Here is a 22,511-nt window from a genome sequence, read left to right as displayed (position 1 = left end):
TCAGGCTTCCTGATACAACAGCCAGTGCTGTTGCTGCACCTGGCTAACCAGCCGGCGCAGGCTGTGTTCCAGCGGCCGGTCTTCAGTAACCAGCGGATACTGTTGCTGTAAGCTGTCCAGCATTTGTTGCAGCTCCGCGCTCAGGCTGGCGTGGCTCAGCTCGCCCTGAGCAATGCGCAATTGCACCGCCTGCTGCACGCCCAGTAATGACGCAGCCACAACTTGTTCGGTCAGTTGCAACACGCGCAAACAATCACGTGCGGCAATGGTACCCATGCTGACTTTGTCCTGGTTATGGCATTCGGTAGAGCGGGAGAATACGCTGGCCGGCATGGTCAGTTTTAATGCTTCTGCGGTCCAGGCGCTGCAACCGATTTGCACCGCTTTAAAACCGTGGTTAATATAACGCCGCTCCGGCGTTGCAGCGGATAAGTTTGATGGCAAACCATTGTTAAATTTCGTGTCCATCAGCAGCGCCATTTGCCGGTCATGTAAATCGGCCAGATTGGCTACTGCGGTTTTCATCGTGTCCATCACCATGGCGATATGGCCGCCGTAAAAATGGCCGCCATGCAATACATGCTCACCAATGCCGTCGATGATCGGGTTGTCATTGGCGCTGTTCAGTTCGTTCTCAATGGTTTGTTTAAACCACGGCAGGGCGTCGCGCAGCACGCCGATAATATGCGGTGCACAGCGGATAGAATAGCGGTCCTGCAGCCGGTCAGAGTTGCGCGGATGCTCAACGTGGTTTAAGTCAGCGCGGATCCAGGCCGCAATCTGATTCTGGCCTTGGTGCGGCTTTACACTGAACAAAATATCATCAAAGTGATGGCTGTTGCCTTGCAGGGCCAGGCTGGCCAGCGCCGTAATGCGGCTGGATAAACGGGTAAGATATTCGGCGCGCTGGTAGGCCAGACATGCCAGTGCCGTCATTACCGCTGTGCCGTTCATAATGGCCAGGCCTTCTTTTGGCCGCAGCCGGATCGGTTGCAACTGATGCAGCGCTAACACCTCTGCCACCGGCCGTACTTCACCGCGGTAATACACGTCACGCTCGCCAATCAGGCTGGCCGCAACATAAGACAGCGGGGTTAAATCGCCGCTGGCGCCAACACTGCCTTCCTGCGGAATACGCGGCACTATGTTCAGGTTCAGGTAGGCACTTAATTGGTTTAACAGTTCAAAGCTGACGCCGGAATAGCCCTGCGTCAGTGAGCATAGCCGCGCAGCCAGAATAGCGCGGCCCTCTTCAACACTGAAATAATCGCCTAAACCACAGCCGTGAAACCGCGTTAAGTGTATCGGCAGCTCATACACCTGTGACAACGGTACCTTTACCGTTACGCTGTCGCCGTAACCGGTGGTGACGCCGTAAATTACGCCGTCTTCTTCCAGCAGCTTATCTAAAAAGGCGACGCCGGCATTAATTTTGCGGACAAAATGCTGCTCTGTGCTCAGGCTTACCGGCAGCTGTTGCCGGGCAATAGCGGTGATTTGCTCAATGCTGATGCGACCAGCGCCAAAGCTGATGCTGTCTTGTAGCGCTGCTGACGCCGCTATGCCGGGCTCAATTACTGCTGTTGTCACCGGAGTGTTCCTTCTGTTGTCGGACTTGCGGCAATTGCCAGAAGTCATAAAAATTAAACCATTGGTAAGGGTAGCGGTACAGTACCTGCTCCAGCTGTGCGGCGTAACGCGCCACCAGCTTTTGCAGTTCCTGCTGCCGTGTTTTACGCGGTAACGCTATACACTCGTCAGCGAAAGGCTCAAACATCAGGTTGTAGCCTTGCGCTTCTTTCATGCAAAACATCAGGTACACCGGGCATTGCAGTAAACTGGCCAGCACCCAGGGGCCAATGGCAAAAGGAGCCGGCCGGCCGAGAAAATCAGCCCATGCTGCCCGCTCCGGTGTTTGCGCCGAGATGCGATCGCCGACAATGACCACTAACTCACCGCGGTCAATGCAATCGGTTAACATTACACTGACGGCCGGTGTCAGCTCGGTGACTTCGATCAGCTGTAAGTCGACGTCGCTGTTAGTCTCTTTTAAAATGCGGTTAAAGGCAGCGGTATGTTTGGTATGTGCCAGCACATTGATCCGCACCGGATACTTGCTGCGCACCAGAGCACGGCATACTTCCTGATTCCCCAGGTGGCTGCCAATCAGCACCGCACCTTTGCTGCGGCCCGGTGGCATAATGTGTTCAAAGTGCAAACTGCCGCCATATTGTACTTGTTGCGGCTTGATACGACCAAGCCAGCTATCAATTTTAGCCAGCGCCGCCATGGCAAACTGCCAAAAATGGGCAAAGGCCTGGCGGTAACCGGGTTTGCGCCGGAACGGGCTTTGTGCACCGGCATGCGTGTGCAACTGCTGCAAATAGCTGAGCGATGCCTGACGTGCCGCGCGATCTTTGACGAAAAAATAACCCAGCACCGGGCCCAGCACCAACATAATCAGCCACTTACCACCAAAGCGATATAACAACAGCAAGATGCGGATGGCCAGATAACTGCCGTTTTCCTGCTTTTTCGCCCAGTGTGTACTTTGCGTTGTCATGCTACGCCGCCCATTTGCGTTGCAGCAACTTCGGTAAGCGCCATAACATACCGAAAAACAACCTGGTGTGCATTTTACTGATCAGCCAGTTATCTCTGAGCATACTAAAGTGCGAACGGCCGCCCACCGGGTAAATCACTTTGGTGCTGATAAACTGCACCGGTACGCCCTGCCAGTACAACCGCACCATAATTTCAATATCAAAATCCATACGCTGGCCCAGCTTAACGCTGTCCAGCAAGCTGACGGTGGCTGCCAGCGGATACACGCGCAACCCCAGCATGGAATCGCGGATATCGCGTGACAGGGTTGCAATATTGACCCAAAAGTGTGTGATCTGCCGGCCGATACGGCGGCCGCGCGGCATCGAATCATCATACAGCGGTGCACCGCTGATTAACGCCTGCGGCTGTTGGGCTGACAGTTGCCAGAACTTGGGAATATCGCTGACATCGTGCTGGCCGTCGGCATCTATCTGCAAACCGTGGCTAAAACCACGTTCAGCAGCGTGACGCAGCGCTGCACTGACCGCCGCCCCTTTGCCGCCGTTCCGGGGCAACGTAATGACATCTACCAGCGCCTGTTGCTGCGCCAGTTGCTGTAATACCTGCTTGGTTTGTTGATCAGAGCCGTCATCAGCAATAATAATCGCCAGTTGATAGGGCAGCAGCGCCTGTACCGTGGCGGCGATAGTTTCATGGTGATTATAAATAGGAATTAAGAAGCAGTTAGTCATGCTGATCTGCATTCCACTTCAAGCGGCCTGATGCTACTTTTTGTTCTGCTTTGTAGTAGCTGAATTGCGTGGTTTTATCTGCTGTGCGTTCCAACACCAGCTGCAATACATCGTCGGGGCGGATCATCACCTGAAACTTCAGCACTTCTACCGCCATCACCTGCGTTAAACCGGCAAAATATTGTTTGCAGTATTCCACTACCCAATGCAGCTGAGTTACGCCGGCCAGCACCGGGGCCTGCGGAAAGTGACCTTCAAAATAAACGATATCAGCGCTGATGGTCAGTTGCAGCTCAACCCGCTCCGCGGTTTGGCTTTGCAATTGCACTAACGGAAATAATTTAGTCATCAGTAAAAAGTGCCTCCAAAAGCGGCTGGGGTAATTTACCCTGCTGATTGTACGGCAAGGCCGCAACATAACGAAAACGTTTTGGCAGTACCACCCGTTCAAAGCGTTGCAACAAATGCTGTTTCAGCTGCTGATTTACCGCAGCTTTGCCGGCACTGTGTAATAAAGCCGTACCGGAAGCGGATAACACTACTACCAGTGCCAGCTGCACCTTGGGCTGCTTTACTACCACAGCCGCCGCGGCGCTGACTAAAGCAGAGCTGAGACAAAATTGTTCCAGCTCCGGCAAAGCCAGCCGTTTTTCTTCTACTTTAACAATACGATCGAGCCGGCCCAGTAAGCGGAATTGGTCCGGCCCCAGCATCAGGGCATGGTCCTGGGTTTGAAACGGGGCGCCGTTTGCCAGATAAGGTGACTGCACAATCAGCGCGCCGCGCGCATCCTGGTTCAGAGTGATGCCGTTGAACACCTGCCAGGGCGTATCTGCCTGACTGCGCTGGCGAAATGCGATGCCGCCGGTTTCGGTGCTGCCGAATACTTCCAGCGGTGCTTGCGCCAGTGCCTGATAATACAAAGCAGGAACGCTATCTGCCAGCGGGCCGCCGGAGCTGAAAATACGCTGAACCTGCTGCTGTAGTGGTGCCAGTGCCGCTATATCATCAAAGCGTGCCAGGTGCGCCGGGCTGGCGATCAGCACCACCTTATGCTGCTGCAACAAGGCTTGCCATTGCTCAAAAAAGCTCAGCTGGCGTCGGTAAAACGGCCGGCCACAGCACAGCGGCCACAGCACACGGAACAATAAACCGTAGATATGCTGTTGCGATACCGTACCGGCAAATACCGCCTGTGGTGCCAGCTCTGCGCCAAATTGCTGCTCCAGCGTCTGCACTTCGCACAACAGCTGATGCAGCTGTTTGCTGATCAATTTTGCCGCGCCGGTAGAGCCTGAAGTAAAAAAGCTGACCCGGCAGTGCGGGCTCAGTTCCAGTGCAGCTAAGTAGCGGATATTTGCCGCCGGTTGCAACGGTGTATCCGGTACCTGCCAGTCGCAGTGTTGTTGCACCAACGCCAGCGTGGCCGGTTGGTTGTCCGGTGCCAGAATGATATGTTTGCCCAGCAGCGCCAACGCGATAAACCACAGGCTGAACTGCTGGCTGTCGGGTTGGTACAACAAGACGGCGTCGCCATCGTAACGGGCCGCTTCTGCCAGTGCACTGTACAGCAGTTGCTGCCAATCGTGCCAACACAAGGCGGCATCATCGTCCAGCAATACCACCTGCTGAGGATGGTTACAGCTTAGCTGCCAGCGACTATTGTGCTGCTTTAACACGACGCCGTACCAGCCATTCCAGCAACATCAACAGACCCATCAGCACATAGGCCACAGCGCCGTTGTACCATAGCCACAAGTTCCAATCGCCCCACCAGGCGGTAAACGCCGCGATGGCGCCATTAGCGCAAAAAAAGCCACACCAAACGGCAGTAACCTTACGGGTATAAGCGATGCCTTTGGCATCCAGCGGACCATCCATCAAAGTGGCAATCCGTTCTACCACTGTAGGTGGAAAACACAGCGACCAGCCAAACAGCAGCAACATACCGGCATTCATCCATACCGGATAGTACAGCATGGCAGTTTCTGCTTTGCCCAGAACGACAGCCAACAATAACACCATAGCGCTGAGCAGGAAAAAACCACGGCTGTGGCGGTCGGTGTTACGGCCAAAAGCCTTAACCAATACCAATACCACGGCAGGAATAACGGCCGTAACCGGATGCCAATGGCTCACCGCCCACCACACGTAAAACGGGTAGAGCAGCAGCGTCAGTTGCAGACCGGTTTTTACTGCCGTAGTCACTCTAATCAGGCCTCGATCAGTGCGTACACTTCGTCGACAACATTGCCAACAGTACGTACCGCTTTAAACGCATCGGGCTCAATCTTTTTACCGGTCAGTTCGCGTAGTTTTACCACCAGATCCACCGCATCAATGCTGTCCAGATCCAAATCCTCGTACAGGTGAGCGTCCAGTTGTATCTGCTCGGCGTCTAATTCAAACTCTTTTACCATCAAAGTTTGCAGAACATGATAAACATCTTGTTTGGTTTTCATTGTCAGGCTCCGTTTACTGCTGTTGCTGCACATAGTGCGCCAGGCTGGTTAAGCTGGCGAAGTGCTGTTTATTTTGCTCTGAATTGGCATCAGGCTTAATGTTGTATTGCTTTTTTAACGCCTGACCCAGTTCAAGGGCGTCAATTGAATCCAGCCCAAGGCCTTCCACAAATAACGGCGCGTCATCATCAATATCGGCCGGTGTAATATCTTCCAGCTCTAATGTATTGATAATTAATTGCTTAAGTTCGAGTTTCAACTTGTCCATTGTGATGCAGTACCTGCTGATAAAAGGTGTGTAAATCCCTTGTCAGCTGCCTGGCAGCTAAAGAAGGGGACGACATAGTGCAATATTCATCTATATGAATATGCTTTAAAAACCGGATGGCCAGTGTCGGCCGGGTTGCCGGCACGTTATACCACTGTTCCTGTTTGGTTAGCGTAGACGGCTGACAGCAGATGCTTAACGCCAGATAACCGCGCCCGCTGCGCAGCGCAATATTTGCCGCACCGCGCTGAAACTGCAGCGGTTGGCCGGGCGTACTGCGGGTGCCTTCGGGGAAAATAATCAGGTTGTTGCCAGCCTGCAGCGACGCCGCGCAATCGTCCAGCAATTTATCCGGATCAGAATTGCTGATGTAGCCGGTGCTGGTAATGACGCCACGCATAAAGGGGTTGCGAAACAGTTGCGCTTTTACCACGCAGTCGGCATTCGGCGTCATCGCGATTAGCGCTACCACATCAATCAGACTGGGATGATTAGCAATAATAATCTGGCCCTGACAGTGTTTAAGCTGCGCCTCTGCGCTGAAATCAAAATGAAAAATACGCAGGGTGCGCATCAGGCCGATAAAAAAGCGGAAAGTACGGTGCACTGTGCGTCTGGCAGATAACTTACGCTGTTGCACATCACGGATAAACAGGCGCTGCAGCGGAAAAATGCTCAGCGACAGCAAAACGCCACCAATGCCAAAACAAACAAAGCAAAAGCCGGTGCCAACAATGCGGTAAGCATGGTTCAATTGTTGTTTCATCTCAGACACTCTGCCACAGCCAGTGGCGTTGCCGGCCGGCGATACTGAGCGTTGTAATGTCACCGCGCAGTAACGGCAGCAACTGCAGCGCCTGGTCAGCACTGGCGTCACAGTTGGCATCGTGCTGCATACTAAACTGCAACTTGAGGCCTTCGTTGCGGCTTAACAACAACGCCAGGCCAATGGCCAGCGACGGGTCGGCACAAAACGGCTGATAGGGTTGAGGTACAGGTTCATCGGCGTACACGACCAACATCTCGTTCAGGTCCGGCTCTGTGGCAAAGCGCGCCGCTGCTTCCAGTAAGGCGTAATGCAAACTGTCGGCGCCGGCTGCAATAGCATTGCTATCGGCGCGGTTGTTGCTGTAAATACTGTATTGGCCGCTAATGGCATTGTGCACCGATAAAGCAAATTGTGAAGGTGATAGGGCTTCATTAGCGGCCAGCTGTTGCAATAAGTTGAGTGTTTTATGCAGGTCGCCGTGGCGTGAGGCAAAAATAGTGCTGATCTGCTGATCGACTACCGCCGTAGTTAAGGCTACCTCAAAGGCGATCTTGGTCATGCGGCTTAAGCGCCGCCGTGTCATCGCCGGCACTTGCGGCAGTGCCGGTTGCGGTTGTGGCGTGCTACTGTCCTGCTCTGGTGCGTGCGGCACTGACGGCATCCACACCGCCCAGGATTTAATCAATAATTCCATTCAGAAATAGCCACTCGCCAACTGCAAAAAGGTTATCAAAAGCCGCGTATCATATATAACAATGCAGGTGAATGTAAATAAATACCGGGTTGTTACTGCAGCGCCGGTGCTAAGTATTTGATACGTAGTAAAAGCATGTAACAGAAGCCGCCGGCATTATGTTGTAAGCAGCGCGGTTTATAAAAAAATAATGCGCCTTGTACCTGATTGTTTAACAGTATTTCAATCCCTGCCCGATACACAGTACGATATTGTTTGACCAAAAAACGGCGGCACATGCTAGAATCGCCGGCTTTGATTACACTCTGTGTGGTAATAGGTTAAGCATGCGTAAAGTGCTGGTGGTACATTATTCCCAGACCGGACAACTGAACCGGCTGGTTAGATCTGTTTGTGGCCCTTTGCAGCAAGCTGATGATATTCAACTGGATTATCTGGCGCTTACGCCGCAGCAACCTTATCCTTTCCCCTGGCCCTTTGTGCGTTTTTTTACTATTTTCCCTGAAACTGTTCTGCAAATTCCGCAACCTTTACTGGCACCATCACAGCCGTTAGCAGACGATTACGATTTAGTTATTCTGGCTTATCAGGTATGGTTTTTATCGCCGTCTTTACCTGTCAGCAGCTTTCTGCAATCTGATATAGCCGCGCAATTATTACGGCACAAACCTGTAGTAACCTTGATTGGTTGTCGCAATATGTGGTTAATGGCGCAGGAAAAAGTAAAAGCGCATCTTACCCGGTTGCAAGCGCGGTTAGTTGATAATATTGCGCTGATTGATCAATGCGGCAGCGCCGCCAGCTTTCTGGCTACACCGATGTGGATGTTCACCGGCAAACAGCAGGCCCGTAGTTGGTTGCCCAAAGCCGGTATCAGTGATGCCGATATTGCTGCCGCCAGCCGGTTTGGTGAGGCGATGCGCCAACGTCTGCAAGCAGACGATACGGACATCAGCAGCAGTATGCTTGGCGGGCTGCAAGCGGTGCATATTAATGAAAAGTTGATTGCATCAGAACGCGTAGGCAACCATAGCTTTAGTATCTGGGCAAAACTGCTGTACCGGCTGGGGCCGGAACACAGTAAACGCCGGCGGCTGGGCCTGATGTTGTATGTTTGCTTTTTGCTGAGCCTGATTCTTACCGTCGTGCCCGTTACGGCCTTATTGAAAAAACTGCTGGCGCCGCTAACCCGCAAGCGGATACAACAACAAAAGCGTTATTTTGCCGCTCCGTCTGGTGAGTAGCAGAGCAGCGATACAGTAAGTGGTAAAGAGAAGAGACCCTGATGGCGTTACAACCGGTATATATCAGCGCAATAGCGGCTGAACTGCCTTACGATGCAGTAAATAATGAACAAATGGAAGCCCGTTTAGGCATGGTGGCAGGTAAGCCGTCACGCGCGCGGCGTTTGATCCTGCGTAGCAATGGTATAACGCAACGCCACTATGTAATAGACCCGGCCACCGGCGAGCCCGGCCTTACCAATGCGGAGCTTTCAGCCCGCGCCATCCGAAAGTTATGCCGCGACAGCACACAGCTGAACAGCCTGGAATGTCTGGTTGCCAGCAGCTCGGCACCGGATCAGCTGATGCCGAACCATGCCGTAATGGTGCACGGCGAGTTGGGCAACCCACCGTGTGAAGTGGTGTCTACCGCCGGTATTTGTTTGTGCGGTGTCAGTGCACTGAAATATGCCTGGATGAGTGTAGCCAGCGGCAACAGCCGTAATGCGGTGGCCTGTGGCTCGGAAGTGGCGTCAAATATGATGCATGCGCGTAACTTTGATGCTGAAGCACAAGCCAAAGTGGCTGAGTTGGATAAACAACCGGAACTGGCATTTGAGAAAGATTTTCTGCGCTGGATGTTGTCTGACGGTGCCGGCGCAGTGTGGCTGCAAAATGAACCGGCCGCCAAAGGCCTGAGCCTGCGCGTGCACTGGATTGAAATTTTGTCCTTCGCTAACCAGTTACCGGCCTGTATGTATGCCGGCGCCGAGCAAGGTGAGCACGGCTTGCAAAGCTGGACACGGTTTGACGCCGACAGCCGCGCGGCTAAGTCTGTAATGGCGGTGAAGCAGGACGTTAAGCTGCTGAACGACAATATTGTTCGCGTTACGGTAGAGCAGGCGCTGCAGCAGGTGCTGGCCAAACATCCGTTGCAACCGCAGCAAATAGATTACTTTTTACCGCATTATTCGTCCGAATACTTCCGTGACCGGTTGCTGACCGGGCTGGAAAATATTGATTTTGTTATTCCGCAGCATAAATGGTTTACCAATTTGACCACCTGCGGCAATACCGGTTCGGCGTCGATTTTTATTATGCTGGCCGAGTTATTTCACAGCGGCAAGTTACAAAACGGCGAGAAACTGCTGTGCTATGTACCGGAAAGCGGCCGCTTTTCCAGTGCTTTTATGCTGTTAGAGGTAGTAGCCGGTGAAGCTTGACGAAGTACCGCAAGATGCCAGCCCAACCTACGCCGGCCATAAAAAGCTGCTATACGCCACCACTGCCGACGGCGAGTACCGCACGGCACAAAGCAGTGGCTGGGAAGCCGAAGCCTTTGCCACAGAACTGGCAGTAGCTGAGTTGCAGCAACTGGCAGAGCAGGCGTATCAGCGCTGGTGCAACGGCCAGGCTTCGCCGTTGTTATTTTTAATGTATCAGGCCAGGCTGGATGACACCGGCTTAAGCCAGATCACCGGCTTGTGGCGCTGGCGTATTCGCCGCCATTTTCAGCTGCAACATTACCGTAAGTTATCTGCGCGCATCTTACTGCGCTACAGCGCTGCGCTGGATGTCAGTTTGGCGCAGCTACAGGCTTATCAGCAGGAATAATATGAGCTTTCAACATCAGCAAAGTGCGCACTGCGAAAGCGGTGTTATGTCGGCCCTGCTGACCAACGCCGGCTTTCCGCTCAGTGAAGCCATGGTATTTGGTTTGTCTTCTGCATTGGCGTTTGCCTATTTACCGCTGGTAAAAATAAACGGTATGCCGCTGGTGGCCTACCGTATGCCGCCGCGGCATATTATTAACACGCTGAATAAACGCTTAGGCCTGGCGATCCGTAGCCGCCGCTTTAGTAATGCCGCTGCCGGGCAGCACGCCCTGGATGCCATGTTGGCGCAGGGCCGGGCCGTAGGTTTACAAAGCAGTGTGTTTTACCTGCCGTACTTTCCGGCGGAAATGCGCTTTCATTTTAATGCACATAATTTACTGGTGTACGGCAAAGAGCAGAATGACTACCTGATCAGCGATCCGGTGTTTGAAGCGCCGGTGCGTTGTGATGCCACCGCACTGCAAAAAGCCCGGTTTGCCAAAGGCGCTCTGGCACCGAAAGGCCTGATGTATAGCTTAGGCAAGGTGCCGGCAGATATTGATTGGCACAGCGTTATCCGCACGGCTATCAAAGCCAGCACGCGTATTATGGACGGTTTGCCCCTGCCGTGGATTGGTGTGCGCGGTATTGCTCATATGGCCAAACAAATTGCGGCGCTAAAGCCGGATAGCCACAAATACAACCGCCTGTACTTAACTCATATAGTGCGGATGCAGGAAGAAATTGGTACCGGCGGTGCCGGGTTTCGCTTTATGTATGCGTCGTTTTTACAAGAAGCGGCCGACAAACTGGCGGACCGGCGCTTGGCTGAACTGGCACAGCAACTGACGGCTACCGGCGATCAGTGGCGTCGTTTTGCGCTGTCTCTGGTGCAGTACTGCAAGGCGAAGCAGCCGCAGTCTGATTTTGCTGCTTTAGGCCGCGAATTATTGCAGATTGCCGATATGGAGCGTGACCTGGTGCAGCAGCTAAAGCATTGGCTGAAACAGTCCGCTTAACCTGCTGCCGCTGCAAAATCGCGGTAGTGCCAGGCGGCCGGTTGCCAGTGACCACGCTGTAACCATACCGCCTGCGCAGTGCTGTGCTCTGTACCTTGCTCTACCAGCACTAACAGTGCTTGTGGCACCACGGCGCTATGCAAATCGGCCAGCGCCAGTTCGGCCAACTGTTGCCAGGGTTGCGGCCCGGCACCAATAAACAAATTGGGGCCGTCCAATTGCAGCATTTTCGCGGCATAAAAGCAGGCGGCATTGCTGACACTGTTAACAAACTCAAACGGTTTGGGTAGTTGCTGCTGTACTACGACGGTATCGAGCAAGGCATACATATTTGCCAGCGCCGGATAGTTTGATGCCAGGTACAGGCCGGTGCCGGCGGCAAGTTGCTGCTGAAACGGTGCCGCAACCAACAGCGACATCAGTGCCAGCCGATCGAGCCGGCGCGGCACCTGCGGGTAGATCCGGGCCAGTTGCTGTTTTAATTCTTTATCTGTCAGGCTGGCTGCCCAACTTTGCTGATAACACTGCTGTACTTTAAACATTAGTTTTCCCGCTGCAGCTTCTGCGCAATAACAAGCTGGCATTATTGCCGCCAAAGCCAAAGAAATTCGCCATCAGCACCGCCTCAGCTGCCAGTTCAACCGGCTGTTGCGGCAACGGCAGCGTAGCTTGGGCAGCATAGGGTACGGCCGGCAAGCTGCCCTGTGCCAGCGCTTGCAGCAGTAACAGCGTTTCACTTAAACCGCAGGCGCCCAAACTGTGACCCAGATAAGGCTTTAACAGCGCCAGCGGCGGGCATTGCTGCGCAAACACCCGTTGTAAGCCCTGCTGCTCGGCAACATCATTAGCGGCGGTAGCGGTACCGTGCAGTTTTACCAGCTCAACAGCGTTGGCAGTAAGGCCGGTGTTGCTTAATGCCTGTTGCATTACAATGGCAATATGGCTGCCGTCTTCGGCGGTAGTAGTAATATTGTATGTATCACAGGCACTGGCGCCCCCCAGCAAGCTGGCAACCGGCTGCAGATCCGGCGTGGAGCTCAGCATGACTGCAGCGTAGGTTTCACCGATAATTAAGCCGTCGCGTTGCGGGTGAAACGGGCGATACTGACCGCTGCGGCTGGTGAGTTCCAGCGCGGTAAAGCCGGATGCGGTAATGTAACCCGGCGTATCAAATGCCAGCAGTAACACGCGCCGGTACAGGCCGGCATTCAGCAATCGCTGACCATACAACAAGCCATTAGCTGCACTGGTGCAGGCGGTATTGATAATCGTAATGCCGGCAAAGGCAAACTCAGAGCGCAACTGCGCACTGAAATCATCAAAGGTGGGTAACAAGCCTTGCTCTAAGGCTGCGCCGGCCAATAAGCGCTGTTCTATCCGGTTCACATCCAGCGTGGTTGACGCCACCAGCAACAAGCAGTCGGCCGCGTCTGTGCCGGCCTGCTCCAGGGTGTGCTGTAGCAGCGGGATAATGCGTGCTAACGGTGATGTGGCGCTACCCTGCGCAAATAAAAACGGCACCTGTTGCTGTGCCGCAACGGTCATGGTGCCGGCGGTGGGCAGTTGCCCGGCGGCATAGCGGCGGGCAGCGTCAGATAAATTGCTGCCCAGTGCGCATTGCAGAGCCGGTTGGCTTAAGTATACCGCGCTCATTGCTGCGTCAGCACATGCTCTGCCAGGCTGCTGATACTGCGCAGCACCCGGCGGCCTTCGCTGGCACCTTCAATCCGCACGCCATACTGTTTTTGCACGGCAAGGCTTAGCTGCAGCGCGTCCAGGCTGTCCAGATCCAGCCGGCTGTCGCTGCCGAATAACGGCTCGTCATCAAGGATTTCCTGCCACTGCAACTCATCCTCTTTGTCACACTCGGTTACCAGCAATTGCTTCAGTTCATTAATCAGTACAGCACGGTCCATTTTATCCGACTCAGTTTATGGTGATAAATTACGTAAGCGAGGCCAAAAGCAAGCAACGCAAACAACAGTAAACGCGCCACATAGGGCGCGATGTCGGCCACAGTACCCTGCGCGACTAACAGGGTAAGAAAACCGTCCAGCGCCCAGCTCATGGGCGACACATTGGCCAGTTGCTGCATGGCCACCGGCATTACCGCCTTGGGCACCATAATGCCGCCGATAGCAGCAAGAATAATATTGCAGCCGCCGCTGAGCATTAAGGCCTGCTCATTACTGCGGACCAGGCTGGCAATAAAAAAACCGAAACCACAACAACAAGCGGCAATACTCAGCGCCAATAACAGCCAGGCGACTAAACTGCCGTGCAGCTGTAATGGTGCCAGGCCTAATGCCGGCAGCGCAAAATAGCTGACCAGCAGCAGCACGGCAAACTGCAGCAGGTTGATCACGAAGTAGGGCAGGCATTTGCCTGCCGCCAGGGTCAGCGTAGGTAAGCCGGCACATTTCAGCCGCAGCAAAGTGCCGCTTTGCTGTTCTTTCAACAGCGTATTGGCCATTGGCAACATGACAAAAAACATGCCGAAGATTAACCAGGCCGGCACGCTGTGCTGGCTCGGGTTAGCCCGGGCAAACAACCGGCCCTGACTGCCCAGGTCCTGCTCGGCAATATGGCTGTGCGTTTGCTGTTGTACCAGCGCCAGTTGCTCTGCCAGGCTCTGCTCTGCCGACAGCAGTTCGTTGCTGAGTAAAAAGCTGTGCAGCCGGGTTTGCGCCAGGCTGATATTCACCGCTGCCCGCACTTGCTGGCGCACTATGGCCGGCGTTTTCGCCGGAAAAATTAATTGCACCAATTCCGCGCCGTCTTCACCCAGCCGGGCAGCAAAATCCGCCGGCACTTTCAACTGCACCCGCTCAGGGGCAGCTTCAGCCAGCGGAATTTGTGCCGCCAACGCCGCCGCAAAAAATATGCTGTGGTTGTCATTGGCATCTGCCTGCAGGCTGATCGCCGGCGTGGCAGGCGTGGTGGCATTAAGATCAGATAAGGCAAACGCCATCAGTAACACAAAAGCCAGCGGCATCAGAAACAGTACCGCCAGCGCATGCAGGTCACGTAATAACAACCGCCATTCTTTGATTAGCAGCGCCAGCAGCCTCATAACCGGCCTCCGGTAAGATGCAGGTAGAGCTGCTCCAGCGAAGGCCGGCCTAAGCGCAGCAACGCCGGCGCCGGTGCAGCAGCCAGCACAAACTGACACAGCTGCAGCAACTGTGCAGTGCTAAAACCGCTGACACAGCTGCCACGGGGAAGCGGGTTAACTTCCAGGCCGGGTTGTAGCAGCAAGGCGTGCCAGCCATCGGGTATCACATCGGGCCACTCTACCAACAGTTGTTGGCGCTCTGCTGTCAGTTGCGCCGCATCTATATCCAGCTGTAACCGGCCCTGGTCCAGCAGCAGTACACGGTTGGCAATCTGCTCAATTTCGGTTAAATAGTGGCTGGTGTACAACAGGGTTTTGCCCTCTGCTGCCAACGCTTTTACCGCGTCCAGCAGCTGTTGGCGCGATGCCGGGTCAACCCCTACTGTCGCCTCGTCAAATAAATACAGCTGCGCAGGGCGCAAAATGCCGATGGCAAAATTAAGCCGCCGTTGCCAGCCGCCGGATAAAGTGCCGGCGCTTTGTTGCAAGCGGCTGCCAAGATCGCAGGCGGCAATAACGGCGTTTAACTGCTGTTGCCGTACACTGCCGCGCAGGCGGTATATGTCAGCAAAAAAATGCAGGTTTTCGCTGATACTCAGCTGGCTGTAAAATGCCAGATGTTGCGGTACCAGGCTAACAGTCGGGCTATCGGAGTGCCAGTGTAAGCTGCCGCTGTCGGGGCTGATAAGACCACTGAGCAGCGAAAATAGCGTGGTTTTACCGGCGCCGTTAGGTCCGAGCACACCGACAATATCGCCGGCATGCAGCTGCAGGTTGAGTTGGTCCAGCGCGTTGTGCTCAGCCGCCGGGTAGCGATAACAAAGTTGATTAAGCTGCAGCATGATGAATAACCACCAGTAAATGACCGCTTAGTACAGGCTGTGCTGCACTGTGAAGAGTAAAGTGGTACAAGGCACCGGCCGGGTTGCTGCTGAGCAGGTTACAGCGCACCAGCAAAGGCCCGGGGGTAACAGCAAAGCTATGCACGTTCAACTGCTGCACTTTGGCGACATAGGCCTGTACTTTGCCGTTAGTTTGTTTAGTGGCGCCATGCACGGCACATAACTGTGCTGCGGCTTCAAATAACAGGCAGGGTTCAGCAAATTTGCCATAATGCGCTGTACAGCCGGCGGATGCCAGGCCGGCAATATGTTGTTCACTGATATCGCAAACGCTGTCTAACCACAGGGCCTGGCCTCTGTGCGGGATCAGCTGTTCTATTGCTGTACGTTCCAACGCTGCTGCCTGAAAAACAAAACCGGCAGTCTACCGCAGCCGGTTCCGGTTGTCATCAGGCGGCTACTGCGGCGGTTGACAATACCATGACAAAGACGCGCTATTCAGGCTATGCTGCACAGCTAAGCAGTTAAACTGTTGTTAAAAGGGCGATTTTACCGCAATGATCTGGCTGGCTTACCGTGTAACCATGCTACCACCGCAGCAATGCCGCGGCTGGCTTAATGCCGACGAATGGCACTATGCCGGCAGTTGCGGGGTAAAGCGGGCGCAGCAGTTTTGTAACGGCCGCATGCTGATACGGCAACTGCTGCAACAACAGTTGGGGCTGGCTCCGGCTGAAGTCAGCATAGGCTTACCGTCAGAACAGGCGCCACAGCTGGTTGTGAATGGCCGGGCTATGCAGTTGTCGGTGAGCCATTCAGCTCAGGCTATAGCGGTGGCGGTCAGCAGCACGCTGCCACTGGGGCTGGATGTCGAGCAAACACGCAGCCGTAATTTCGCAGAGCTGGCAGCACAGCATCCGGCATTGCAACCTTGCGCCGGCGCCGACAGTTTTTACCGGCGCTGGACAGCTGCAGAAGCCTACAGCAAGTTCAGCCAACAACCGTTGCTGGCGGTGTTAGCTCATCCACTACCGCAGAATATCCGGTTAACGCACTTGCCATTACCCGGTTATATGCTTTGCTTATGCTATCAAGACGCTGATACAACACTAGAAATCACAGGGGATCCAGCATGAACTTTATTTTGTTTTTACTTATCGGTGCCATTGCCGGCTGGTTGGCCGGCACTATTATGAAAGGCCGCGGTTTTGGCTTGTTGGGCAATATTGTCGTGGGTATAGTCGGCGCCTTTATCGGTGGCTTTTTATTCCGTGCGGTTGGGCTGGCGTCGTATGGCTTAATTGGCTCGCTGATCACCGCCACCGTGGGTGCTGTGGTGCTGTTATTTTTGATTGGTTTGGTTAAAAAAAGCAGTTGAATTTCCCGTTAGCGGAAATATTCTCTGGCAAACATCTGTCCTGTACTGCAATGCGTAATCTGGTTACGCGCTGAATACAGGACTTTTTTATGCCATCTGTTCCACTTCGTAAACTGATCTTGTCTGCTGCCATAGCGGCGGTATTACCTTTAACAGCACAAGCCGCACCGGCTCAGCCTAATGATTTTATCGAGGTATTTGCCAAGATTTTCGGCGAGCACAAAGGTATTCGTAAAGGCCATGCCAAAGGCGTGTGTGCAGCAGGCAACTTTACCGCCAGCCCTGAAGCTACAGCGCGCTTTGATGCCGCACTGTTCTCCGGTTCTGCTATACCGGTCAGCTATCGCTTTTCCCTAGCCGGCGGCAACCCGGCAGCGCCCGACTATGCCCGTTCACCACGCGGCTTAGCAGCCCAGTTTACGTTGGCTGACGGCAGCAAACACAACATCGCTACGCTAACCACACCGGTATTTGGCGCTAAAGACCCGGACAACTTTTTAGGCTTGTTGCAGGCATCGCTACCAGGTAATGATGGCAAGCCAGACCTGGCCAAAATTCAGGCCTTCCGTGCGGCCAACCCTGATACCCAACCACAAGCACAGTGGCTTGCTGCTAACCCACCGCCATGGAGTTATGCTACGGCTGAGTACTTTGGCCTTCATACTTTTTACTTGGTCGATAAAAGCGGTGAAAAAGTAAAAATACGCTGGCATTTGCAGCCAAAAGATGGTGTTAAAGGGCTTTCTGCTACAGAGCTTGAGCAGCAAAATGCCAACTTTCTTGATGACAGATTAAAACAGCGTTTAGCTGATGGTGCCGTCGAGTTTGACTGGATTATCAGCTTTGGTGAAGCCGCAGACAGTGAGAATGACCCGTCTGTGCAATGGCCAGCGCGGCCAACATTAAACGCCGGCACCCTGCGGATTGATGCCGCTGGCGATGCCGGTTGTAGCAATATTAACTTTGACCCTAATGTGTTAAGCCGTGGCTTTAGCGCCAGTGACGACCCGGTGCTAAGAATGCGTTCGCCGGCCTATGCTATTTCATTTGGTAAGCGGTTAAGCGGGCAGTAATTGGTCCATTAGCAGGGCGCTGATCGTTACAACACCCGCTCTGGCTCGCCACAGCAACTCGCCCTAATGCCTACGGCAGGGCTCAGACACTCTATGGCGACCAGTTCGGGGTTCTAACGCGCGCTGATAGTCTGCGCTTAAAACAAATCCAGCGATTCGCCACTTGCTGGTGAGTCCGTGTCTTTTTTCGCTTTGGCGTTTAACCTGGCCCGGCGCTGGGTTAGCAGTTTTAAAATATGGGCGCGTTCGGCAATGGGTTTCTCATGCCAGTTAAAGCGTTCATCGCGTGAGCGCAGGCAGCCAATGCAGTAGCCGCGGCTGTTGCTTTGGCACACACCGATACAGGGATTGGGCAGTTCAAACAGCTCTAACTGATCCACAGGCCACCACGCTGATTCACGAATAACTTAAGTGTACGTTGTGAACGCCATATCGCGCAAATGGGCCTTCCGCACAGGCTTGAAAGCGTAAACTGGCTTGCCCTAAGACAACCGTTGCAGGCCAGGATGGCCGAATCGAGCCTACATGGACGTATTTACGGCGTGTTGTTGTGGGCAAACCGGTTTTAAGCTAACACTGATGATGGCCGAACTGACTATTTTTTAGCAGAACGCAAAAACAAGTTGACTTCAGACTGATAGACGGCTATTTCTAATAGCAATTAGGTCTGCTTTGCAGGCCATATAACTAAAATATTTTTTAACCAAGTAAATAAGTAAGAATTACATTATGCGTTTAGCTACTGTTCTGAACATTATTGTCCTCGTGGTCGTGGTGATTATTAATCTCCGCGGGGGCGGTGTTTTGGAAAAAAAGTAGCGTAAAAAGCGAATTCCAACAAAACCCCCGCTCCGAAAGGACCGGGGGTTTTGTCGTTTCAGGGCATTAGAAAAGTTAACCAGGGCAAGAGGACAGAACATGAAAGGCGCAGAGTTGGTACTACAGGTGCTGCAGCAACACGGGGTCGATACCATTTTTGGTTACCCCGGTGGCGCTATTATGCCGATTTACGACGCGCTGTATCAAAGCGATGTTAAGCACTACCTGTGCCGGCATGAACAGGGTGGCGCCTTCTCGGCCATTGGCTATGCCCGTGCCTCCGGCAAGGTTGGCGTTTGTATGGCCACCTCTGGCCCGGGTGCGACTAACCTTATCACCTCGCTGGCCGATGCCATGCTGGACTCGGTACCGGTAGTGGCCATTACCGGCCAGGTATCACAAGCGGTAATGGGCACCGACGCGTTTCAGGAGATAGATGTACTGGGTTTAAGCCTGGCGGTGACCAAACACAGCTTTATGGTGCGCAGTGTCGACGAGCTGGCTGCCACCTTGCATCAAGCCTTTGCCATAGCGCAAAGCGGCCGCCCGGGCCCGGTATTGGTAGATATCCCCAAAGATGTGCAGTTGGCTGACATCGACTATCAAGCCGAACACCGTGCTGCATTGCCAGCTGCACCAATTTATACCTCGCTGGTCAATGCCGCTAAGGCGCGCGCTTTAATCGCGGCAGCGCAGAAGCCGATGGCCTATATCGGTGGCGGCGTGCATATGGCCGGTGCTATGAGCCAGCTGCAGCAGTTTTTAGCCGCGAACCCCATGCCATCGGTTACTACGTTAAAAGCCATGGGCTCGGTGGCAAAAGACAACGCGCATTACCTGGGTATGTTGGGTATGCACGGCACTCAGGCGGCAAATTTAGCGGTGCAGCAGTGCGATTTATTGATCTGTTTAGGCGCCCGTTTTGACGATCGGGTAACCGGCAACCTGCAAAAATTTGCGCCCGAAGCCAAAGTAATCCACGTTGATATTGACCCGGCTGAAATTAACAAAGTGCGTTTTGCCAATGTGGCACTGCTGGGCGATATGAAGCAGATACTGCCGGCAATGACGGTGGGCACAAACTGCACCGATTGGCTGGCACAGTGTGCGCAGTTAAAGCAGCAATATGGCTGGCGCTATGATCACCCGGGCGAGCGCATCTATGCCCCGCTGATGTTAAAGCAGTTAAGCGAGCGGATGCCGGATAACAGCGTAGTGTGTTGCGACGTGGGCCAGCATCAGATGTGGGTGGCACAGCATATGCGCTTTAGCAGCCCGCGTAATCATTTATCCAGCGGCGGCCTGGGTACTATGGGCTTTGGCTTACCGGCGGCGATAGGTGCTAAGTTAGCCCGGCCGCAGGACACAGTCATCACGGTATCAGGCGATGGCTCTTTTATGATGAACGTGCAGGAGCTGGCCACCATTAAGCGTTTTCGCCTGCCGGTAAAAATTGTCATTGTCGACAACCAGCGGCTGGGTATGGTGAAGCAGTGGCAGCAGCTGTTTTTTAACGAGCGTTACAGCGAAACCGACTTATCCGACAACCCGGATTTTGTCGCCCTGGCCGCCGCCTTTGCTATACCAGGCCACTGTATTACGCGTAAAGACGAGGTAGAAAGCGCGCTGGAAGCCATGTTTACCTGGCCCGGACCTTACTTACTGCATGTATGTATTGACGATAAAGACAACGTTTGGCCGTTAGTGCCGCCGGGCGCTGCCAATCAAGAGATGATCACGGAGGCAAAAGCATGAACCACGTACTGAATATCACCGCCACTAACACCCCGGCCGTTGTTGAACGCTTATTACAGGTCACCCGCTATCGCGGTTACGAACTGGCCGGCTTGCAGCTGACACCGCGTGGTGATGCCAAAAGCCTGAATATTACGCTGACCGTCAGTGGTGATAAGCCAATTCACTTATTAACCAGCCAGCTGCATAAACTATACGACGTGCAGCAACTGGAACTGGTATCAGCCGAACTGGCTGTGCTAAGTGCTTAATGCTGATTTAACCCTATACTTTTTTATTTACCGAATACACGGAGTACCACAATGCCAAAGTTAAGATCCGCCACCGTTACCGAAGGCCGCAATATGGCAGGCGCCCGCGCACTGTGGCGTGCCACCGGTGTAAAAGACACTGATTTTGGTAAGCCGATTATTGCCGTAGTGAATTCATTCTGCGAGTTTGTGCCGGGCCATGTGCATCTGCGTGATCTGGGCAAGTTGGTAGCAAAAAGTATTGAAGATGCCGGCGGCATCGCCAAAGAGTTCAATACCATAGCTGTGGATGACGGCATTGCTATGGGCCATGGCGGTATGTTGTATAGCCTGCCGTCGCGCGAGCTGATTGCCGACTCAGTGGAATATATGGTCAACGCCCACTGCGCTGATGCCATGGTGTGTATTTCTAACTGCGACAAAATCACCCCGGGCATGTTAATGGCAGCGATGCGCTTAAACGTACCGGCTATTTTTGTTTCCGGCGGGCCGATGGAAGCGGGTAAAACCAAATTATCCGACCAGATCATCAAGCTGGATTTAGTCGATGCGATGGTGTCGGCGGCTGATCCTAAAGTAACCGACAGCGACAGCGAGCAAATTGAACGCAGCGCCTGCCCGACGTGCGGCAGCTGCTCCGGTATGTTTACCGCCAACTCAATGAACTGCTTAGTTGAGGCTTTAGGTTTAGGCCAGCCGGGTAATGGCTCCTTGCTGGCTACTCATGCTGATCGTAAAGAACTGTTTGTGCAGGCCGGTTTCAGAATAATGGAGCTGTGCAACCGCTGGTATAAAAACGATGACGACAGCGCCTTACCGCGCAGTATCGGTAATAAAACCGCCTTTGAAAATGCCATGATGCTGGATATCGCCATGGGCGGCTCGACCAATACTGTGCTGCATTTACTGGCCGCAGCGCAGGAAGCCAATGTCGACTTTACCATGGCCGATATCGACCGCTTATCGCGTATAGTGCCGCATTTATGTAAGGTGGCGCCGTCAACGCAAAAGTACCATATGGAAGATGTGCACCGTGCCGGTGGCGTTATCGGTATTTTAGCCGAGTTAAACCGTGCCGGCTTGTTAAACCCCAATACGCCGCATGTGTCGGGCAGCTCGCTGGCAGCGGTGCTGGAGCAATGGGATCTTAAAACCAGCCCTTCCACTGACGTGCAGCAGTTTTACGCTGCCGGCCCGGCGGGTATCCGCACTACTCAGGCATTTTCACAAAACTGCCGTTACCCCAGTGTTGACGACGACCGGGTGGAAGGCTGTATCCGCAGTAAAGAACATGCTTATTCGCAAGACGGCGGCTTAGCCGTGTTGTTTGGTAACCTGGCACCGCAGGGCTGTATTGTAAAAACCGCCGGGGTAGAAAAAGAGAATCTGGTATTTAGCGGCCGCGCCCGGGTGTTTGAAAGCCAGGATGATGCGGTAGAGGCAATATTAAAAGGCAAGGTAGTTGCCGGCGATGCGGTAATTATCCGCTACGAGGGGCCCAAAGGCGGGCCTGGCATGCAGGAAATGCTGTACCCCACCAGCTACTTAAAATCGATGGGCTTAGGTAAAGCCTGTGCCTTGATCACCGATGGCCGGTTCTCCGGTGGTACCTCGGGTTTATCGATTGGCCATGTGTCACCGGAAGCCGCCAGCGGCGGTGCTATCGCGCTGGTGCAGGAAGGCGACAAAATTGAGATTGATATCCCTAACCGCAAAATTGGCATTGCCATCAGTGATGACGAGCTGGCACGGCGCCGTGTAGCGATGGACGCCAAAGGCAAGTTGGGCTGGAAGCCAGAGAACCGGCAGCGGGTAGTGAGTTCCGCGTTGAAAGCCTACGCCCTGCTGGCCAGCAGTGCTGATAAGGGCGCGGTAAGGGATTTAAGCAAGTTAGAAGAATAAACAGCAAGACTTTAGGCGATGGGCAAGGTGTGCTCTTGCAGCAGCGG

The 22,511-nt window shown here is 53.8% G+C and carries 27 protein-coding genes; 10 read left to right on the top strand and 17 right to left on the bottom strand.

The features are described 5' to 3' along the window. Genes ACTZWV_RS19170 through ACTZWV_RS19125 form a run of 10 tightly spaced genes read right to left on the bottom strand, consistent with a single transcriptional unit; the run spans position 1 to position 7,492 of the window. Positions 1–1,590 (bottom strand): HAL/PAL/TAL family ammonia-lyase, encoded by a 1,590-nt coding sequence (locus ACTZWV_RS19170; protein ID WP_444788094.1) that lies wholly within the window; start codon positions 1,588–1,590, stop codon positions 1–3. Beyond that, positions 1,571–2,563, bottom strand: a complete 993-nt coding sequence (locus tag ACTZWV_RS19165; protein WP_444788093.1) for an LpxL/LpxP family acyltransferase — start codon at positions 2,561–2,563, stop codon at positions 1,571–1,573. The genes ACTZWV_RS19170 and ACTZWV_RS19165 overlap by 20 nt, the downstream gene beginning before the upstream one ends. Before the next feature lies 1 nt (position 2,564). Further along, positions 2,565–3,299 (bottom strand): glycosyltransferase family 2 protein, encoded by a 735-nt coding sequence (locus tag ACTZWV_RS19160; protein WP_444788092.1) that lies wholly within the window; start codon positions 3,297–3,299, stop codon positions 2,565–2,567. Next, on the bottom strand, positions 3,292–3,648 hold the full coding sequence (locus ACTZWV_RS19155) for an ApeI family dehydratase (protein WP_444788091.1): 357 nt from the start codon (positions 3,646–3,648) through the stop codon (positions 3,292–3,294). The genes ACTZWV_RS19160 and ACTZWV_RS19155 overlap by 8 nt, the downstream gene beginning before the upstream one ends. Further along, a complete protein-coding gene (locus ACTZWV_RS19150) occupies positions 3,641–4,978 on the bottom strand; it encodes an AMP-binding protein (RefSeq protein ID WP_444788090.1) in 1,338 nt (445 codons plus the stop codon). Before ACTZWV_RS19150 ends, ACTZWV_RS19155 begins: the two co-directional genes overlap by 8 nt. Beyond that, positions 4,959–5,507 carry a hypothetical protein gene (locus ACTZWV_RS19145; RefSeq protein ID WP_444788089.1) on the bottom strand — a complete coding sequence of 183 codons (549 nt, stop codon included), beginning with the start codon at positions 5,505–5,507 and terminating at the stop codon, positions 4,959–4,961. The genes ACTZWV_RS19150 and ACTZWV_RS19145 overlap by 20 nt, the downstream gene beginning before the upstream one ends. Before the next feature lie 5 nt (positions 5,508–5,512). Then, a complete protein-coding gene (locus ACTZWV_RS19140) occupies positions 5,513–5,761 on the bottom strand; it encodes an acyl carrier protein (protein WP_444788088.1) in 249 nt (82 codons plus the stop codon). A gap of 13 nt (positions 5,762–5,774) precedes the next feature. After that, a complete protein-coding gene (locus tag ACTZWV_RS19135; RefSeq protein WP_444788087.1) occupies positions 5,775–6,029 on the bottom strand; it encodes a phosphopantetheine-binding protein in 255 nt (84 codons plus the stop codon). Beyond that, entirely contained in the window at positions 6,004–6,795 is a 792-nt protein-coding gene (locus tag ACTZWV_RS19130) for a lysophospholipid acyltransferase family protein (protein WP_444788086.1), read from the bottom strand. Before ACTZWV_RS19130 ends, ACTZWV_RS19135 begins: the two co-directional genes overlap by 26 nt. A 1-nt stretch (position 6,796) precedes the next feature. After that, on the bottom strand, positions 6,797–7,492 hold the full coding sequence (locus tag ACTZWV_RS19125) for a beta-ketoacyl synthase chain length factor (RefSeq protein ID WP_444788085.1): 696 nt from the start codon (positions 7,490–7,492) through the stop codon (positions 6,797–6,799). 326 nt (positions 7,493–7,818) lie between these two features. On the opposite strand from ACTZWV_RS19125, the gene ACTZWV_RS19120 reads away from it, so the two are divergent. From ACTZWV_RS19120 to ACTZWV_RS19105, 4 genes are read left to right on the top strand one after another with little or no spacing between them, the layout of a single operon-like run. Beyond that, positions 7,819–8,736, top strand: a complete 918-nt coding sequence (locus tag ACTZWV_RS19120) for a dialkylrecorsinol condensing enzyme (protein ID WP_444788084.1) — start codon at positions 7,819–7,821, stop codon at positions 8,734–8,736. Positions 8,737–8,777: 41 nt separating this feature from the next. Then, positions 8,778–9,938, top strand: coding sequence for a beta-ketoacyl-ACP synthase III (locus ACTZWV_RS19115; protein WP_444788083.1), 1,161 nt, complete (start codon positions 8,778–8,780; stop codon positions 9,936–9,938). After that, positions 9,928–10,329, top strand: coding sequence for a hypothetical protein (locus ACTZWV_RS19110; RefSeq protein WP_444788082.1), 402 nt, complete (start codon positions 9,928–9,930; stop codon positions 10,327–10,329). The genes ACTZWV_RS19115 and ACTZWV_RS19110 overlap by 11 nt, the downstream gene beginning before the upstream one ends. Before the next feature lies 1 nt (position 10,330). Beyond that, positions 10,331–11,329 carry a BtrH N-terminal domain-containing protein gene (locus ACTZWV_RS19105; protein ID WP_444788081.1) on the top strand — a complete coding sequence of 333 codons (999 nt, stop codon included), beginning with the start codon at positions 10,331–10,333 and terminating at the stop codon, positions 11,327–11,329. Here the strand turns inward: ACTZWV_RS19105 and ACTZWV_RS19100 are convergent. The 6 genes from ACTZWV_RS19100 to ACTZWV_RS19075 are packed head-to-tail and all read right to left on the bottom strand — an operon-like array spanning position 11,326 to position 15,680. Continuing rightward, positions 11,326–11,871 carry a hypothetical protein gene (locus ACTZWV_RS19100; protein WP_444788080.1) on the bottom strand — a complete coding sequence of 182 codons (546 nt, stop codon included), beginning with the start codon at positions 11,869–11,871 and terminating at the stop codon, positions 11,326–11,328. The two genes, ACTZWV_RS19105 and ACTZWV_RS19100, sit on opposite strands and share 4 nt — an antisense overlap. Further along, positions 11,864–12,982, bottom strand: coding sequence for a beta-ketoacyl synthase N-terminal-like domain-containing protein (locus ACTZWV_RS19095; protein WP_444788079.1), 1,119 nt, complete (start codon positions 12,980–12,982; stop codon positions 11,864–11,866). The genes ACTZWV_RS19100 and ACTZWV_RS19095 overlap by 8 nt, the downstream gene beginning before the upstream one ends. Continuing rightward, on the bottom strand, positions 12,979–13,245 hold the full coding sequence (locus tag ACTZWV_RS19090; protein ID WP_444788078.1) for an acyl carrier protein: 267 nt from the start codon (positions 13,243–13,245) through the stop codon (positions 12,979–12,981). Before ACTZWV_RS19090 ends, ACTZWV_RS19095 begins: the two co-directional genes overlap by 4 nt. Further along, entirely contained in the window at positions 13,227–14,402 is a 1,176-nt protein-coding gene (locus ACTZWV_RS19085) for an ABC transporter permease (protein WP_444788077.1), read from the bottom strand. The genes ACTZWV_RS19090 and ACTZWV_RS19085 overlap by 19 nt, the downstream gene beginning before the upstream one ends. Continuing rightward, entirely contained in the window at positions 14,399–15,286 is an 888-nt protein-coding gene (locus ACTZWV_RS19080) for an ABC transporter ATP-binding protein (RefSeq protein WP_444788076.1), read from the bottom strand. The genes ACTZWV_RS19085 and ACTZWV_RS19080 overlap by 4 nt, the downstream gene beginning before the upstream one ends. After that, on the bottom strand, positions 15,273–15,680 hold the full coding sequence (locus ACTZWV_RS19075) for a hypothetical protein (protein ID WP_444788075.1): 408 nt from the start codon (positions 15,678–15,680) through the stop codon (positions 15,273–15,275). The genes ACTZWV_RS19080 and ACTZWV_RS19075 overlap by 14 nt, the downstream gene beginning before the upstream one ends. A 163-nt stretch (positions 15,681–15,843) precedes the next feature. On the opposite strand from ACTZWV_RS19075, the gene ACTZWV_RS19070 reads away from it, so the two are divergent. The 3 genes from ACTZWV_RS19070 (at position 15,844) to ACTZWV_RS19060 (ending at position 17,737) form a co-directional block, all read left to right on the top strand. Beyond that, positions 15,844–16,422, top strand: a complete 579-nt coding sequence (locus ACTZWV_RS19070) for a 4'-phosphopantetheinyl transferase family protein (protein ID WP_444788074.1) — start codon at positions 15,844–15,846, stop codon at positions 16,420–16,422. Continuing rightward, positions 16,419–16,664 carry a GlsB/YeaQ/YmgE family stress response membrane protein gene (locus ACTZWV_RS19065; protein ID WP_444788073.1) on the top strand — a complete coding sequence of 82 codons (246 nt, stop codon included), beginning with the start codon at positions 16,419–16,421 and terminating at the stop codon, positions 16,662–16,664. Before ACTZWV_RS19070 ends, ACTZWV_RS19065 begins: the two co-directional genes overlap by 4 nt. Positions 16,665–16,753: 89 nt before the next feature. Next, complete coding sequence (locus ACTZWV_RS19060) at positions 16,754–17,737, top strand: catalase family peroxidase (protein WP_444788072.1); 984 nt, start codon at positions 16,754–16,756, stop codon at positions 17,735–17,737. A gap of 137 nt (positions 17,738–17,874) precedes the next feature. Here ACTZWV_RS19060 and ACTZWV_RS19055 read toward each other — a convergent pair whose 3' ends face one another. Further along, positions 17,875–18,117: a DUF1289 domain-containing protein gene (locus tag ACTZWV_RS19055; RefSeq protein WP_444788071.1), complete on the bottom strand. Its 243-nt coding sequence runs from the start codon at positions 18,115–18,117 to the stop codon at positions 17,875–17,877. A 538-nt stretch (positions 18,118–18,655) separates the two neighbouring features. On the opposite strand from ACTZWV_RS19055, the gene ilvG reads away from it, so the two are divergent. Genes ilvG through ilvD form a run of 3 tightly spaced genes read left to right on the top strand, consistent with a single transcriptional unit; the run spans position 18,656 to position 22,464 of the window. Further along, positions 18,656–20,311 (top strand): acetolactate synthase 2 catalytic subunit, encoded by a 1,656-nt coding sequence (gene ilvG / locus ACTZWV_RS19050; protein ID WP_444788070.1) that lies wholly within the window; start codon positions 18,656–18,658, stop codon positions 20,309–20,311. Next, positions 20,308–20,562 carry an acetolactate synthase 2 small subunit gene (gene ilvM / locus ACTZWV_RS19045; protein WP_444788069.1) on the top strand — a complete coding sequence of 85 codons (255 nt, stop codon included), beginning with the start codon at positions 20,308–20,310 and terminating at the stop codon, positions 20,560–20,562. Before ilvG ends, ilvM begins: the two co-directional genes overlap by 4 nt. Positions 20,563–20,613: 51 nt before the next feature. After that, on the top strand, positions 20,614–22,464 hold the full coding sequence (gene ilvD, locus ACTZWV_RS19040; RefSeq protein WP_444788068.1) for a dihydroxy-acid dehydratase: 1,851 nt from the start codon (positions 20,614–20,616) through the stop codon (positions 22,462–22,464). Positions 22,465–22,511 lie beyond the last annotated feature (47 nt).

Source organism: Rheinheimera sp. NSM, from assembly GCF_052380015.1.
Lineage (GTDB): Bacteria > Pseudomonadota > Gammaproteobacteria > Enterobacterales > Alteromonadaceae > Alishewanella.
The sequence above is the reverse complement of the archived record's forward strand: the minus strand, read 5'-3'. Positions and strand labels throughout refer to the sequence as shown.

Bases quoted from the DNA above. Each gene is read 5' to 3' on its own strand.
- ACTZWV_RS19090 (WP_444788078.1), bottom strand. From the start codon at position 13,245: ATGGACCGTGCTGTACTGATTAATGAACTGAAGCAATTGCTGGTAACC.
- ACTZWV_RS19065 (WP_444788073.1), top strand. From the start codon at position 16,419: ATGAACTTTATTTTGTTTTTACTTATCGGTGCCATTGCCGGCTGGTTG.
- ACTZWV_RS19085 (WP_444788077.1), bottom strand. From the start codon at position 14,402: ATGAGGCTGCTGGCGCTGCTAATCAAAGAATGGCGGTTGTTATTACGT.
- ACTZWV_RS19100 (WP_444788080.1), bottom strand. From the start codon at position 11,871: ATGTTTAAAGTACAGCAGTGTTATCAGCAAAGTTGGGCAGCCAGCCTG.
- ACTZWV_RS19155 (WP_444788091.1), bottom strand. From the start codon at position 3,648: ATGACTAAATTATTTCCGTTAGTGCAATTGCAAAGCCAAACCGCGGAG.
- ilvG (WP_444788070.1), top strand. From the start codon at position 18,656: ATGAAAGGCGCAGAGTTGGTACTACAGGTGCTGCAGCAACACGGGGTC.
- ACTZWV_RS19120 (WP_444788084.1), top strand. From the start codon at position 7,819: ATGCGTAAAGTGCTGGTGGTACATTATTCCCAGACCGGACAACTGAAC.
- ACTZWV_RS19160 (WP_444788092.1), bottom strand. From the start codon at position 3,299: ATGACTAACTGCTTCTTAATTCCTATTTATAATCACCATGAAACTATC.
- ACTZWV_RS19130 (WP_444788086.1), bottom strand. From the start codon at position 6,795: ATGAAACAACAATTGAACCATGCTTACCGCATTGTTGGCACCGGCTTT.
- ACTZWV_RS19080 (WP_444788076.1), bottom strand. From the start codon at position 15,286: ATGCTGCAGCTTAATCAACTTTGTTATCGCTACCCGGCGGCTGAGCAC.
- ACTZWV_RS19140 (WP_444788088.1), bottom strand. From the start codon at position 5,761: ATGAAAACCAAACAAGATGTTTATCATGTTCTGCAAACTTTGATGGTA.
- ACTZWV_RS19105 (WP_444788081.1), top strand. From the start codon at position 10,331: ATGAGCTTTCAACATCAGCAAAGTGCGCACTGCGAAAGCGGTGTTATG.
- ACTZWV_RS19165 (WP_444788093.1), bottom strand. From the start codon at position 2,563: ATGACAACGCAAAGTACACACTGGGCGAAAAAGCAGGAAAACGGCAGT.
- ACTZWV_RS19125 (WP_444788085.1), bottom strand. From the start codon at position 7,492: ATGGAATTATTGATTAAATCCTGGGCGGTGTGGATGCCGTCAGTGCCG.
- ACTZWV_RS19115 (WP_444788083.1), top strand. From the start codon at position 8,778: ATGGCGTTACAACCGGTATATATCAGCGCAATAGCGGCTGAACTGCCT.
- ACTZWV_RS19095 (WP_444788079.1), bottom strand. From the start codon at position 12,982: ATGAGCGCGGTATACTTAAGCCAACCGGCTCTGCAATGCGCACTGGGC.
- ilvD (WP_444788068.1), top strand. From the start codon at position 20,614: ATGCCAAAGTTAAGATCCGCCACCGTTACCGAAGGCCGCAATATGGCA.
- ACTZWV_RS19070 (WP_444788074.1), top strand. From the start codon at position 15,844: ATGATCTGGCTGGCTTACCGTGTAACCATGCTACCACCGCAGCAATGC.
- ACTZWV_RS19060 (WP_444788072.1), top strand. From the start codon at position 16,754: ATGCCATCTGTTCCACTTCGTAAACTGATCTTGTCTGCTGCCATAGCG.
- ACTZWV_RS19135 (WP_444788087.1), bottom strand. From the start codon at position 6,029: ATGGACAAGTTGAAACTCGAACTTAAGCAATTAATTATCAATACATTA.
- ilvM (WP_444788069.1), top strand. From the start codon at position 20,308: ATGAACCACGTACTGAATATCACCGCCACTAACACCCCGGCCGTTGTT.